10 protein-coding genes and 3 pseudogenes are annotated in these 13,646 nt (G+C 48.1%); 5 read left to right on the forward strand and 8 right to left on the reverse strand.

All coding sequences use genetic code 11. The annotated features are described in order from the left end of the window. The first annotated feature begins 27 nt into the window (after nucleotides 1–27). Nucleotides 28–1,092, forward strand: a complete 1,065-nt coding sequence (gene nadA, locus L3Q72_RS05095) for a quinolinate synthase NadA (protein ID WP_275132072.1) — start codon at nucleotides 28–30, stop codon at nucleotides 1,090–1,092. A gap of 318 nt (nucleotides 1,093–1,410) precedes the next feature. Here the strand turns inward: nadA and L3Q72_RS05100 are convergent, their stop codons facing one another. After that, nucleotides 1,411–1,974, reverse strand: a complete 564-nt coding sequence (locus L3Q72_RS05100) for a UPF0149 family protein (RefSeq protein WP_275131587.1) — start codon at nucleotides 1,972–1,974, stop codon at nucleotides 1,411–1,413. A gap of 295 nt (nucleotides 1,975–2,269) precedes the next feature. Between L3Q72_RS05100 and L3Q72_RS05105 the strand changes: the two genes are divergently transcribed. Further along, nucleotides 2,270–2,719, forward strand: coding sequence for an L-alanine exporter AlaE (locus tag L3Q72_RS05105; RefSeq protein ID WP_275131588.1), 450 nt, complete (start codon nucleotides 2,270–2,272; stop codon nucleotides 2,717–2,719). Nucleotides 2,720–2,874: 155 nt separating this feature from the next. Here L3Q72_RS05105 and L3Q72_RS05110 read toward each other — a convergent pair. After that, nucleotides 2,875–3,105, reverse strand: a pseudogene (locus tag L3Q72_RS05110) (HAD hydrolase family protein); the annotation flags it as partial. A gap of 282 nt (nucleotides 3,106–3,387) precedes the next feature. Between L3Q72_RS05110 and L3Q72_RS05115 the strand changes: the two are divergent. Then, entirely contained in the window at nucleotides 3,388–4,125 is a 738-nt protein-coding gene (locus tag L3Q72_RS05115; RefSeq protein WP_275131589.1) for a glycerophosphoryl diester phosphodiesterase, read from the forward strand. Nucleotides 4,126–4,302: 177 nt separating this feature from the next. Here L3Q72_RS05115 and fbpC read toward each other — a convergent pair whose 3' ends face one another. The 4 genes from fbpC to L3Q72_RS05135 all read right to left on the reverse strand — a co-directional run bounded on the left by fbpC (nucleotide 4,303) and on the right by L3Q72_RS05135 (nucleotide 9,322). Further along, entirely contained in the window at nucleotides 4,303–5,358 is a 1,056-nt protein-coding gene (gene fbpC, locus L3Q72_RS05120) for a ferric ABC transporter ATP-binding protein (protein ID WP_275131590.1), read from the reverse strand. A gap of 17 nt (nucleotides 5,359–5,375) precedes the next feature. After that, complete coding sequence (locus tag L3Q72_RS05125; RefSeq protein ID WP_275131591.1) at nucleotides 5,376–7,463, reverse strand: iron ABC transporter permease; 2,088 nt, start codon at nucleotides 7,461–7,463, stop codon at nucleotides 5,376–5,378. A gap of 81 nt (nucleotides 7,464–7,544) precedes the next feature. Next, complete coding sequence (locus tag L3Q72_RS05130) at nucleotides 7,545–8,582, reverse strand: ABC transporter substrate-binding protein (protein WP_275131592.1); 1,038 nt, start codon at nucleotides 8,580–8,582, stop codon at nucleotides 7,545–7,547. A 188-nt stretch (nucleotides 8,583–8,770) separates the two neighbouring features. After that, the gene (locus L3Q72_RS05135) at nucleotides 8,771–9,322 is read right to left on the reverse strand and encodes an MFS transporter (RefSeq protein ID WP_342752168.1); all 552 of its coding nucleotides are present in this window, start codon (nucleotides 9,320–9,322) and stop codon (nucleotides 8,771–8,773) included. Between the two features lie 397 nt (nucleotides 9,323–9,719). Between L3Q72_RS05135 and L3Q72_RS05140 the strand changes: the two genes are divergently transcribed. Beyond that, complete coding sequence (locus L3Q72_RS05140) at nucleotides 9,720–10,754, forward strand: IS110 family transposase (RefSeq protein ID WP_275131593.1); 1,035 nt, start codon at nucleotides 9,720–9,722, stop codon at nucleotides 10,752–10,754. Between the two features lie 179 nt (nucleotides 10,755–10,933). On the opposite strand, the pseudogene L3Q72_RS05145 reads toward L3Q72_RS05140, so the two are convergent. Continuing rightward, nucleotides 10,934–11,360 (reverse strand): annotated as a pseudogene (locus L3Q72_RS05145) (MFS transporter); the annotation flags it as partial. 397 nt (nucleotides 11,361–11,757) lie between these two features. Between L3Q72_RS05145 and L3Q72_RS05150 the strand changes: the two are divergent. Then, entirely contained in the window at nucleotides 11,758–12,792 is a 1,035-nt protein-coding gene (locus L3Q72_RS05150; RefSeq protein WP_275131593.1) for an IS110 family transposase, read from the forward strand. A 179-nt stretch (nucleotides 12,793–12,971) separates the two neighbouring features. On the opposite strand, the pseudogene L3Q72_RS05155 reads toward L3Q72_RS05150, so the two are convergent. After that, a pseudogene (locus tag L3Q72_RS05155) lies at nucleotides 12,972–13,398 on the reverse strand (MFS transporter); the annotation flags it as partial. Nucleotides 13,399–13,646 lie beyond the last annotated feature (248 nt).

The raw sequence follows: 13,646 nt of genomic DNA on the forward strand, positions 1-13,646 counted from the left end.
ATTATAGGAAGTTGCATGAGCAGAGCAATGAGCCACTTATTAGATATTATTGAACATACACATTATCCATTTCCACCAAAACCAACGCCGTTGACTGAAGAGCAGAAGCAAACTCATATCGCTAACATAAAGCGATTGCTGAAAGAGCGAGATGCGGTATTGATTGCCCACTATTACACTGATCCTGAAATTCAGGCACTGGCTGAAGCAACAGGCGGATTTGTTGGCGACTCACTGGAAATGGCAAAATTCGGCAAGCGCCATCCAGCAAAAACTCTGATTATTGCCGGTGTTCGCTTTATGGGTGAGTCAGCCAAGATCCTTACTCCGGAGAAAACCGTGCTTATGCCTAATCTTGAGGCAGAGTGTTCGCTGGACTTAGGTTGTCCTGTAGATAAGTTTTCAGAGTTTTGTGATGCGCACCCAGACCATACCGTTGTGGTTTACGCCAACACTTCCGCTGCTGTAAAAGCAAGGGCTGACTGGGTTGTTACCTCAAGTATTGCACTGGAAATCGTCGATCATCTGGATTCAGAAGATAAGAAGATTATCTGGGGACCGGACCGTCATCTGGGCTCTTATATCAAAAACAAAACCGGCGCAGATATGCTGCTTTGGCAGGGCGAGTGTGTTGTACACGACGAGTTCTCTGCAAAAGCACTTGAGGATATGAAAAAACTTTATCCGGAAGCGGCTGTTCTTGTTCACCCGGAATCACCTGCAACCGTAGTATCGCTTGCCGATGCTGTAGGTTCGACGAGCCAGCTAATCAAGGCGGCAAAAGAGCTTCCTCATAAGCAGATGATTGTCGCTACCGATAAAGGTATCTTCTACAAGATGCAGCAACTGGTTCCGGAAAAAGAGCTGTTTGAAGCACCGACAGCGGGTGCAGGCGCAACATGCCGCAGCTGCGCACACTGCCCGTGGATGGCAATGAACGGCCTTGCTGCCATTGAAAGTTCGTTAACAGAAAGCGGCGAAACCCATGAGATTTTTGTTGATGAAGAAGTTCGCGTGAAATCTCTTATCCCACTAAACCGCATGCTCGACTTCGCCGAAGAGTTGCAGATGCAGGTGAAAGGGAACGCTTAAGCTGTCAGCTATTAGTCGTCAGCTTTCAGAGGGGAAGTTAGTGCTGATTTTTATACACAGATGTTAAAGTGTTCTAAGAACGGTTCTCCCCCTTGAGTAGAAAGGCTTAAGTGGTTGATAAAGTTAATAGAAGGGGGAGTTAGAGGGGGTTGGTTATACATAAATTAACTAAGTCGTAGAACCTTAAACTTCGACGCAACAACCCCTCCCTGCCTCCCCTTCGGTGTTACTTCTTCGAAAATCCGGCCTTACTAGGCAAAGGGGAGGAGTATCCTTTGCCCAGTTAACTTATGTATAAGATTAAGGTCGATAGCTGCTCTATTCCGCCAACGCCACACCGCGCTGCGTCAGCCCGCAAAGCATCACAGGAATGGCATTGTAAATCTCTTCAAACTGCTCAAGGCCTTCAAAGCCTTGCTCTTTCAGAGTCTCTAGTGCGGTTTGCGGATCATAAAGCATGCTTAGTGACAGCAGAACACCACCTAAAAGCGCATTCTCTTCACTCTCTTCCGGCATTAAGGTTTCCCAGTCATCTCTGGCAAGCTGATAGCCCTGCAGAACTCCTTCCAGAAAGTCTCTTGCCTTCTCTGATACGATATCCTCATCATCCAGCACACAACCCTCAGGCCATTGCCAGGTGCCTTCTAACAGGGCAGGGCGGGTGTTGTTCCAGATCTGAATAACAAGGTCAGCAAATGTTTCCAGTTGTTCGCCATCGGCGAAAGGAGCAACCTCATCGCCGCCCCAAAGGAAAGGCATCCACTCAGAAGGGTTAAGAACATTAGGAGCCGCTGCCATAGCGGTTACAAAGCCGATGGTTTGAGCTTCGTTAAGCAGTTTACCTTCCAGTTCAGGTAATTGAAGTAATTCTTGCAGAGTCACAATAAATCCCGGTAAAGAAATTGAACTGTATCCTAACAACTTCCCAATCAAGTCTAAACCCCAATTTATACCACCTATGGATTAACCGACTGGCAGACCGAAAAGTGTGCAGTGGATCTCTCTTATTCTGGTTAAAAAACTAGCGGAATATTCATAACTTTATTTGAAAAACAGAATCTAAATCTGGATTAATTCTGTTCTAATAGCGCAACTTTCTAGGATTGCGAAGACAATCCAGATAATCATTTTATATTTTAATGCCTATATTAGTTATTTATCCTGTTTGAGGAGAGAAATGAAAGCGCGTAGTTCTGTAAGCGTAAGGAATGTAGCGGCAGATACCTTTGCCATGGTGGTATTTTGCTTTGTTTCAGGGATGGCAATCGAAATTTTTATATCAGGAATGAGCTTCGAAAAGTCACTGGCTTCTCGCTTAGTCTCGATTCCGGTAAATATAGCAATCGCAATGCCTTACGGCCTGTACCGTGACTGGGTACTGCGCCAGGGTGCAAAAATTGCGGATAACTTTGTAGTGAAAAACCTCGCTGATCTGGTTGCGTTTGTAACTTTCCAGTCGCCTGTATACGTAGGCATTCTGCTGTCAGTAGGTGCAAGTACAGACCAGATCATTACAGCGGTAGCGACAAATGCGGTGCTCTCTTGCGGGATGGGCGTACTTTACGGCTATTTCCTTGATTACTGCCGTAAATGGTTCCGTGTTCCGGGTTATTGTCAGCAAGCCTGATTGCTTTGATGAATTATAACAATGTCACGCTTGGCTAGAGTGTGAAGAAAGCCGCCCCCACGCACTATTCCGGGGGCTTTTCTTTAATCTTGATCAACTGCTCTGCAAATTCAGCGAAACCGTATCCTCCCGGTTCAGACATCACCACGGATGGCGGAATCTCCCAGCACCGCGTCCACAGGCCAGAGCTGGGCAATCTGATCGCACCAACCGGCGCAGGCTCCGGTTACCGCAACCACCTTAACGCCCGATTTTTGCAGCTTATCCAGAGCAACTAATGTTTCCGGAGGCAGGCGGCCGTGCCAGGTCAGTGTATCGTCCACGTCGGTCAACACCCAGTCCACCTGCTTCCAGCTATCGTCCAGTTGGTTCGGCACAAAATTCATAAGTCACCCCACAGCTTAGAGCAGGTTTGGCAGGAACATGACCAGCCACTCGGAATAGGTCAGAAGTAACGTGTCCTTGTTGGTCACTACTTGTCGTTGTTAGAGTTTTTATGCAAGTTACCATATATGATTTTCTCATGTATTCATATGAGCATTTCTATGTTCATATGAATGTTGCGATCCTGATAACAGGCTCATAAATACTGTTGTCACATAAGGGGTATATTGTTGTTTTTGAGAGATCACTTTGTATGATTTAGTACGAAATCCAGATATCTTCAAATGAAAAAAGGCAGAGGGAAAAAGATGATAATGGGTCACCGGGGCGCAGCAGCTTTAGCGCCGGAAAACACACTTGCGGGCGTAAGGGCGGCGGTTAAAGCCGGGGTTAGCTGGATAGAGGTTGATACCCAGTTAAGTGCCGATGGCGTACCTGTGATAACTCACGATGCTTCAGTTGCCCGCTGCACCGACGGAGAAGGACAGGTTGCTGAGCTGACACTGCGGGAGCTGAAAAAGCTTGATGCCGGTAGCTGGTTCGGGCCGGAGTTTAGTAAAGAGCCGATCCCAACACTTGAAGAGCTGCTGGTATTCTGCGCTGAGAATCAGGTTGGCATCAACCTGGAGCTTAAGGTGCATTGTGAAAGTCAGGTAGAAGCTCTGGTCAAATCTGTCGCCACTGTTATCCGTCAGAGCAGTTTTCCTGCCGGTCAGCTTCTGATTTCCAGCTTCTCTAAGGGAGCAATAGAGGAAATAAAGCAGGCATTACCTGAGATCCGTATCGGCTATATCACAGAAGAAGAGACAACGGACTACCTGCAAGAGCTGGCCCGCTTAGATATGTACAGCGTGCATGTGAATCAGAAAATACTGACTCAACCCATGGCAGAAGCCATATTGGCAGCGGGCTATGAGTTAAATATCTGGACCATGAATAACCCAGAGAAGAGAAACGATTTTGAACAAATTGGAGTGAGTAATATCATTACTGATGATCCTTCACTATTTTTTCAGGAGTAATACATGGAGCTGACTTCCCGGCAGGTAGAGATTCTGGGGCTGAAGTTGCATGATGAGGTGCAGATTGACCAGCTTGCAGAGATAAAAGTGGCACCAGTTGGATATACAAAACAGGCCTGCCTGCTGAGTTTCAGGTATTTGGAGAAAATCAGGGGAGCTAATCGTCCCCTGAATCGTTTACGCAGCTTTCGGCAGCAGGAATATTCCCGTTGGTTCAATGGTCAGATAGGCGTGATCTGAGATCTCAGGATCAAACTGAGAAGAGTTAAGCTGCAGAAGCAGCTCCTGATCCTGCCACTCAACGGCCACTTCATACATGGAGCCCATATAAACCACATCTTTCACCTTACAGCGCTGGCACTCGTCACCCTTTCCGACAAGTAAAATCGCTTCAGGGCGGACACCAACCTGATACTCATCATCCGGGAAAGTAGACAAGGTGGCGTCTTCAACCGGAACTTTATAGCCGTTAATGTCCAGCTGACGGTTTTCAAACTGACCGGTGAAAATGTTGGCATCACCCATAAAGTTGGCCATAAACATGGACGCTGGTGAGCGGTACAGCTCATCCGGTGTCCCTTGCTGCATGATATCGCCATCTTTCATTACGATAACTGTATCTGATACGGCAAAGGCTTCTGACTGATCATGAGTCACGTAAAGCGAGGTGATATTAAAGCGTTGCTGAAGTTCGCGAATGGTTTCACGCATATTGCGGCGTAGGTTAGCATCAAGGTTACTCAGCGGCTCATCGAACAGCAGAACCTTAGGTTTAAGCACCAGCGCCCTTGCCAGGGCAACGCGCTGCTGCTGACCGCCAGAGATCTGGTCCACAAAGCGGTTGCCCATGCCTTCAAGGTCTACAAGCTTTAGTGCTTCGTCCACCCGCTGCTTAATTTCATCCGCAGGAAGCTTAAGCATTTTCAGACCGTAAGCGACGTTTTCATACAGCGACATATGCGGAAACAGGGCATAGGACTGGAACACCATACAGATATCACGATGCTGGATAGAGGTGTTTGTGACATCCTCACCATCAATAAAGATCTGTCCGCTGGAGGGTTTCTCCAGTCCGGCAACCAGGCGAAGTACCGTGGTTTTACCGCAGCCGGATGGGCCGAGCAGGGTGATCAGCTTGCCTTTTTCAATCTCAAGATCCAGGTTGCCAATTACCGTATTATCGCCGAAGCGTTTACAAATATTTTTCAGAACTACAAAGCTATTCTTTTTCATTTAAAAATTCTCCAGACCTAATCTTGGTGCTTGGCTTTAGAGCGGGATATGCGGGCTTCTCCCACAAGGAAGTCGAAAGTCAGAATGATGGCAAGCATGACAAATATCAGCAGCGAGCCATAGGCGATGGCAATACCGTATTCGCCGTCTTCCACCCGGTTAAGAATGTACGAGGTGGCAACGCGGGTCTCCGGTGTCACCAGGAATATAATGGCGCTAACCGTTGTCATGGCGCGCACAAAGCTGTAGATCAGCGAAGAGAGGATCGCCGGTCTCAGCAGAGGGATCAGGATATTCATGATGGTCTTAAAGGAGTCAGCCCGAAGACTCAGTGAAGCCTCATCCAGAGATTTGTCCAGCTGTCCCAGACCGGCGCGGATACCCACAGGAACGTTACGCATCACCATGGAGATAACCACAATGGCAGCAGTACCTGTCAGATAAACCGGAGCATCGTTAAAGGCCAGGATGTAAGAAACACCGGCAACGGTACCTGGTACCGCGAAGCAGAGCATGGTCACAAACTCCACCACTTTCTTACCGTGGAACTGCTGACGCACAACGATATAGGCGATTAACAGACCGAAGGTTGCCGTGATTGGCGCTGCGATACCCGCATAAGTCATGGTACTGATTAGCGATGGCCATGCGCCTTCACCGAATCCCATACCAAACAGGTTCACATAGTTAGCCAGAGTCAGGGTGTAATCTACGCCCCAGTTTACGGTAAAGCTTCCGTAAACAATGCTTCCGTACAGCAGCACGTTAAAGGCCATCCAGACATAGAGCGTAGCAGATACAAAGATACGCAGGCTGTCCGGAAGTGGCTGCACATCACCACGGTAAGATTTACCCGAGATGGTGACGTAGGAGCGCTTACCAATCCACAGATACTGAATCACAAAGATAGCCAGAGAGAAGATCAGCAGAACCGCACCAAGCGTACTGGCCGATGCATAATCCAGCTGTGCACCTGCAATATAGAAGTAGATCTGAGTGGCCAGCACATCAAAACTGCCGCCAAGTACCAGCGGGTTACTGAAGTCCGCCAGTGACTGAACAAAGATGATCAGGAAGGAGTTGGCCAGTGCAGGCTTCAGCAGCGGGATCACCACGTTAAAAAAGGTCTGATAACGGTTTGCACGCAGCGTATAAGAAGCCTCTTCCAGCGACGGATGCAGTGACTTCATGGCACCATCCAGAATCATAAAGGACATAGGCGCGAAGGCCAGCACCTGTGCCATCCAGATCCCTGTAAAGCCGTACAGCCAGTTGGTGTGCTCAAGACCAAACCAGTCCACCATAATATCGGTTATGTAGCCTGAGCGGCCCAGCATAAGGGTAACACCAAGACCAACCACAAACGGCGGTGTGACAATTGGCAGAATGGAAAAGATTCTGGCGATAAAGGCAGAGCGCACCGCAATCCGGGTTGAATAGATTGCGAAAATCAGACCGAAGAAGGTCGCCGTCACACCAACAGAGGTTCCCAGCATCATTGAGTTCATAATGATCTGGACAATCTGTCTCTGAGAGAGAATTTCAATAAATTGCCAGGCGACAAAGTTACCCATCTCATCCTGAAACATAGGCACAAAAATGGCGATGCTCGGATAAAGAATAAAGGTGGTGATAAGGCCGATAATAGCGACCAGAGAGCCGATAACAAAGACATCGCCGCCAAGATACTCAAGGCGTGCGTAGGCAAAGGTGATCACACAACCCAGAGCAATAAAGAGCAAAATGGTGCCGTAGCCCAGACCGTGCCCGGTGGCCCAGGAAGAGATCAGAGTAAACAGAATACAAAATGCGGAATAGCCAATATCCGTGTAATGGCGTTTTTTATTATATTTATTCTGAGCCAGTTTCGGGCGCAGCAATAAAAACAGAGGCAGGCCAAACCAGAGCCAGGCAACATTCTGACTGCTCCAGCCCATGGCATCCAGAAACTCATCTGAGGTGGATTCAAAAACCCCGTAATCGAGAGAAAAGACCGGCAACAGAATAAATGCAGCAACAATGGAAGCAAGCCAGTAGAACACTGGATCACGGCCAATCTTCTCGTTTTGCAGCTCAATACCCGTATCTGCAGCTAGCTGAGACATGTTAGTCACCTTGATAACAAAATAGGAAGTAAATACTCCCTCCCCGGAAAGGGGAGGGAAAGCAGAACACAGAAGGGGGGATTATTCGCCCATTTTAACCACGTTAACCCACTTCTTGATCAGACGCTTACGGGTGTCAGAGGCACCATAGGTGTCCATGTCGTAGTTGATAAGATCAAGCTTGCTCGGGTCCAACGCGTAAGGAGACTGCTCCGCTTGAGTGTTAGTCAGGATCTGGAAGGATTTACCCTTCTGCCATGCCAGTTGCTGGCCTTCTTTAGACAGTACCCAGTCGATAAACAGCTTAGCGTTCTCCTGGTTACGGGCGCCTTTGATCATACTTACACCACCGATTTCATAGCCGGTACCTTCACAAGGTGAGATAAGCTCAAGTGGCGCGCCCTGAGACTGCTCAAGTGAGTAATCATGCAGGAATCCGATGCCGATAGCGACTTCACCACGAGCCGAGTTACGCGATGGAGTCACACCAGACTTGGTGTACTGTGAAATGTTTTTGTCTAACTTCTTAAAGTAATCAAATGCCTTATCTTCACCCCAAAGCTGGATAAAGGTTGCAAGCGCAGTATAAGCCGTACCTGAGCTTTGCGGATCAGCAATCTGGATTTCTTCTTTAAATTCAGGCTTGGTCAGATCGCTCCAGCAGCGCGGCACTTCCAGACCTTTCTCTTTCAGACGCTCGGTGTTGACACCAAAGCCGAGGATGCCCATATAAACTGCAGAAGAGTAGTTGCCTTTACGTTTAGCCGGATCGCGGAACTCAGGGATAATATTGTCCAACTGAGGTGACTGGTATGACTGAAGCAGGTCCATTTCACCCGCCTGAGACTGAGGATCTAATGTACCGCCGTACCAGACATCAGCACGCGGATTTTTGCGTTCCGCCTGAATTTTAGCCAGAGTACTGCCCGAGCCGTTGCGCACAAACGAAGTCTTCACGTCAAATTGTTCTGAAAAGGCTTTGGTTTCCGCTTCACACATCGCGTTTGTCGCACTGCAGTAAACCACCAGGCGGCCCTTAGCAAGTGCTTGTGGCGCAGCGAGAGCAGCGGATCCCATGATGCAGGCGGTAAGCAGGTTACGAGTGAATTTTCCTTTCATCTTCTGTTTCCTCTGTTTTCTTGTTTTCCGGCGTCAGCTTTTTCGCTTTTATGCGCCGGTTGGAAGTAGGGTTCTTCGCCATGTTAAAAAACAGAATGGTAAAATGGATGAGACGGATTTTTAGTCATCTAGGAAAATTTCCTAGTTTTACTGATTGTTAACTGGTTTTGTGGTTGGGTTCACATCGTTCAGGCAGCATCTGGCTCAGTCTGCGGATCCTGCGCTTTAAGAAACGGCAGAAGCAGAAGTCCGCCGGTTGCAGCAACAATGGTAACCACACTGAAAAAGCCTTCCCAGCTATACTGCTCAATCACCAGAGAAACAGGATAACCGGCCAGCGCCGCGCCAAGGTAGCCGAACAGACCGACAAAACCGGTGGAAGTACCGGCCAGATCTTTATGAGAACATTCAGCGGCAGCCATGCCTATCATCATCTGCGGACCAAAGATAAAGAAGCCGATGGAGAACAGACAAGCTGAGAGCACATAAATGTTGTCCAGAGGGGTTAACCAGAGCGCGGCCACTGAGATAGAGATACCCATAGCGAATATCAGGTTCATAGGTGCCCGGTTGCCATGGAAGAATCTGTCCGAGCCCCAGCCCCCGAACAGTGAACCCAGAAAACCGCCCACCTCAAACATGGATACGGCAGAGTTGGCGGCCAGCATGGCCGGCATGGTAAAGTTCAGGCTTTTACGGGCAAAGTAGAAGACGCCGTACCCTACATACATCATAGCCATAAGCTGAAGCCGCCAGTGGCGGTAAACCTGATCAATCTCTCGTCTGTCGGTAAGTGGTTTCACAGGGGTGCCTCGCTTAACGGCGTGTTATCGGATTTTACGGGCAGGTTAATAACAACTCTGGCTCCGCCTCTGCTTTCTATCTCTATCTCGCCGCCGAGGGCATTGATTCTTTCCTGTATCCGTTCTGAAATACCTACACAAACCTGATCATGAGGTTTGAAGCTTTCTTACGCGTTCAACGATACTGGTTGCCCTTGCTGTCTTGCAGCAGGGACAGAGCCGTTATCTCCAGCGTCGTAAATTCCGGCTGAACGAGATAATTGGACTCCCCCTCCCCAAGAGAAAAGGTTAAGATCTTAGTTGTCACACATAGTTCTTAGTTGGAGTCCATAGTATGAAGAATACAATTGTTGGTGTTGATTTAGCAAATGATGTTATCCAGGTCTGTGTGGTCAGGAGTAACAAGGTGCTCTCCAATAAAGAGATGACACCGCAAGCCTTTAACGCCTGGCTTGCTAAGTCAAAACCAGTAACTGTCATATTTGAGGCATGTAGTAGTGCCAACTATTGGCAGCAAACTGCTCATTCTTTGGGCCACCATGCAAAGCAAATCAGCGCTAAATTAGTTGCTCAGGTTCGCCAAAATCAAAAAACGGATAAAAATGATGCGCTTGCCGTTGTGCAAGCCAGCCAGTTACCTGAAGTGAGGTTCATTTCAGGAAAAACGTTTAAGCAACAAGAGTTGCAATCGATAGTTCGTATGAAAGATTTGGCCACTAAGCACAAGGTCGCAATGGAGAATCAGCTTAGGGCACTATTGCGTGAATTTGGTATCCGTATCGCGAAAAAAGGCTCTATTCGAACAGTGATTGAATCAACGCTCGAAGATGCTGAGAACGGGTTTTGCGATGAATTTAGAGCGTCATTAGATGCCGCTTGGCAAACTTACCAGCAACAGGTAGAAGTCATCATTCAGCATGAAAAGACACTTGAGCAACTGGCTGCCCAGAACGAAGAGTGTCGAACCTTTATGGCAATAGAGGGTGTTGGACCGATGAATGCCGTCAATATGTACATGTTATTAGTGTGCGGTGAGATGGGGACATTCCGCACTGGCAGGGATGCTTCTGCTTGTGTTGGGCTTACCCCGATTCAACATACTACTGGCGGTAAGGTAAAACTCGGCAGCGTTGGGAAGTTTGTTAAAAACCATAGCATGAGGGCTACGTTAGTTAGTGGGGCTATGTCTGTGTGTAGCCAGGTATCCAGACGAGAGCCCCGAACGAAAAAAGAAGCTTGGCTAAAAGCGTTAATCGAACGTCGAGGAAAGCGTTGTGCTGCGGTTGCGTTAGCAAATAAGACGATTAGAACCGCCTTTGCATTAATTGCCAATGGAACCGAATACCGGGCTGAGCCTTTAACTGCTTAGCTTTTAAGAATCACCAATACAATTGCTGAGTTTAGATGAAAATCAGCGGTTTTAGTCAGTGTTACGGTCTGAGCTTATAGCTCGCGAACGAGAGATGACAAAGCCGTTCGCGTAAATATCAGTGAGCCAGGGTTAGCTACCCAAACAGAGCTCGAACATAAGCACGCATTAATTCTAAATAGATGCAAAGGTATTGTTGACACGGGGGAGTCCACATAAGCCGAACAGACCGACAAAACCGGTGGAAGTACCGGCCAGATCTTTATGAGAACATTCAGCGGCAGCCATGCCTATCATCATCTGCGGACCAAAGATAAAGAAGCCGATGGAGAACAGACAAGCTGAGAGCACATAAATGTTGTCCAGAGGGGTTAACCAGAGCGCGGCCACTGAGATAGAGATACCCATAGCGAATATCAGGTTCATAGGTGCCCGGTTGCCATGGAAGAATCTGTCCGAGCCCCAGCCCCCGAACAGTGAACCCAGAAAACCGCCCACCTCAAACATGGATACGGCAGAGTTGGCGGCCAGCATGGCCGGCATGGTAAAGTTCAGGCTTTTACGGGCAAAGTAGAAGACGCCGTACCCTACATACATCATAGCCATAAGCTGAAGCCGCCAGTGGCGGTAAACCTGATCAATCTCTCGTCTGTCGGTAAGTGGTTTCACAGGGGTGCCTCGCTTAACGGCGTGTTATCGGATTTTACGGGCAGGTTAATAACAACTCTGGCTCCGCCTCTGCTTTCTATCTCTATCTCGCCGCCGAGGGCATTGATTCTTTCCTGTATCCGTTCTGAAATACCTACACAAACCTGATCATGAGGTTTGAAGCTTTCTTACGCGTTCAACGATACTGGTTGCCCTTGCTGTCTTGCAGCAGGGACAGAGCCGTTATCTCCAGCGTCGTAAATTCCGGCTGAACGAGATAATTGGACTCCCCCTCCCCAAGAGAAAAGGTTAAGATCTTAGTTGTCACACATAGTTCTTAGTTGGAGTCCATAGTATGAAGAATACAATTGTTGGTGTTGATTTAGCAAATGATGTTATCCAGGTCTGTGTGGTCAGGAGTAACAAGGTGCTCTCCAATAAAGAGATGACACCGCAAGCCTTTAACGCCTGGCTTGCTAAGTCAAAACCAGTAACTGTCATATTTGAGGCATGTAGTAGTGCCAACTATTGGCAGCAAACTGCTCATTCTTTGGGCCACCATGCAAAGCAAATCAGCGCTAAATTAGTTGCTCAGGTTCGCCAAAATCAAAAAACGGATAAAAATGATGCGCTTGCCGTTGTGCAAGCCAGCCAGTTACCTGAAGTGAGGTTCATTTCAGGAAAAACGTTTAAGCAACAAGAGTTGCAATCGATAGTTCGTATGAAAGATTTGGCCACTAAGCACAAGGTCGCAATGGAGAATCAGCTTAGGGCACTATTGCGTGAATTTGGTATCCGTATCGCGAAAAAAGGCTCTATTCGAACAGTGATTGAATCAACGCTCGAAGATGCTGAGAACGGGTTTTGCGATGAATTTAGAGCGTCATTAGATGCCGCTTGGCAAACTTACCAGCAACAGGTAGAAGTCATCATTCAGCATGAAAAGACACTTGAGCAACTGGCTGCCCAGAACGAAGAGTGTCGAACCTTTATGGCAATAGAGGGTGTTGGACCGATGAATGCCGTCAATATGTACATGTTATTAGTGTGCGGTGAGATGGGGACATTCCGCACTGGCAGGGATGCTTCTGCTTGTGTTGGGCTTACCCCGATTCAACATACTACTGGCGGTAAGGTAAAACTCGGCAGCGTTGGGAAGTTTGTTAAAAACCATAGCATGAGGGCTACGTTAGTTAGTGGGGCTATGTCTGTGTGTAGCCAGGTATCCAGACGAGAGCCCCGAACGAAAAAAGAAGCTTGGCTAAAAGCGTTAATCGAACGTCGAGGAAAGCGTTGTGCTGCGGTTGCGTTAGCAAATAAGACGATTAGAACCGCCTTTGCATTAATTGCCAATGGAACCGAATACCGGGCTGAGCCTTTAACTGCTTAGCTTTTAAGAATCACCAATACAATTGCTGAGTTTAGATGAAAATCAGCGGTTTTAGTCAGTGTTACGGTCTGAGCTTATAGCTCGCGAACGAGAGATGACAAAGCCGTTCGCGTAAATATCAGTGAGCCAGGGTTAGCTACCCAAACAGAGCTCGAACATAAGCACGCATTAATTCTAAATAGATGCAAAGGTATTGTTGACACGGGGGAGTCCACATAAGCCGAACAGACCGACAAAACCGGTGGAAGTACCGGCCAGATCTTTATGAGAACATTCAGCGGCAGCCATGCCTATCATCATCTGCGGACCAAAGATAAAGAAGCCGATGGAGAACAGACAAGCTGAGAGCACATAAATGTTGTCCAGAGGGGTTAACCAGAGCGCGGCCACTGAGATAGAGATACCCATAGCGAATATCAGGTTCATAGGTGCCCGGTTGCCATGGAAGAATCTGTCCGAGCCCCAGCCCCCGAACAGTGAACCCAGAAAACCGCCCACCTCAAACATGGATACGGCAGAGTTGGCGGCCAGCATGGCCGGCATGGTAAAGTTCAGGCTTTTACGGGCAAAGTAGAAGACGCCGTACCCTACATACATCATAGCCATAAGCTGAAGCCGCCAGTGGCGGTAAACCTGATCAATCTCTCGTCTGTCGGTAAGTGGTTTCACAGGGGTGCCTCGCTTAACGGCGTGTTATCGGATTTTACGGGCAGGTTAATAACAACTCTGGCTCCGCCTCTGCTTTCTATCTCTATCTCGCCGCCGAGGGCATTGATTCTTTCCTGTATCCGTTCTGAAATACCTACACAAACCTGATCATGAGGTTTGAAGCTTTCTTACGCGTTCAACGATAC

It is taken from the genome of Vibrio sp. JC009 (genome assembly GCF_029016485.1).
Classification (GTDB): domain Bacteria; phylum Pseudomonadota; class Gammaproteobacteria; order Enterobacterales; family Vibrionaceae; genus Vibrio.

Excerpts from the sequence above, each read along its gene's own strand:
- nadA (WP_275132072.1), top strand. The coding sequence starts at position 28 with ATGAGCCACTTATTAGATATTATTGAACATACACATTATCCATTTCCA.
- L3Q72_RS05105 (WP_275131588.1), top strand. The coding sequence starts at position 2,270 with ATGAAAGCGCGTAGTTCTGTAAGCGTAAGGAATGTAGCGGCAGATACC.
- L3Q72_RS05115 (WP_275131589.1), top strand. The coding sequence starts at position 3,388 with ATGAAAAAAGGCAGAGGGAAAAAGATGATAATGGGTCACCGGGGCGCA.
- fbpC (WP_275131590.1), bottom strand. The coding sequence starts at position 5,358 with ATGAAAAAGAATAGCTTTGTAGTTCTGAAAAATATTTGTAAACGCTTC.
- L3Q72_RS05125 (WP_275131591.1), bottom strand. The coding sequence starts at position 7,463 with ATGTCTCAGCTAGCTGCAGATACGGGTATTGAGCTGCAAAACGAGAAG.
- L3Q72_RS05130 (WP_275131592.1), bottom strand. The coding sequence starts at position 8,582 with ATGAAAGGAAAATTCACTCGTAACCTGCTTACCGCCTGCATCATGGGA.
- L3Q72_RS05135 (WP_342752168.1), bottom strand. The coding sequence starts at position 9,322 with ATGGCTATGATGTATGTAGGGTACGGCGTCTTCTACTTTGCCCGTAAA.
- L3Q72_RS05140 (WP_275131593.1), top strand. The coding sequence starts at position 9,720 with ATGAAGAATACAATTGTTGGTGTTGATTTAGCAAATGATGTTATCCAG.
- L3Q72_RS05150 (WP_275131593.1), top strand. The coding sequence starts at position 11,758 with ATGAAGAATACAATTGTTGGTGTTGATTTAGCAAATGATGTTATCCAG.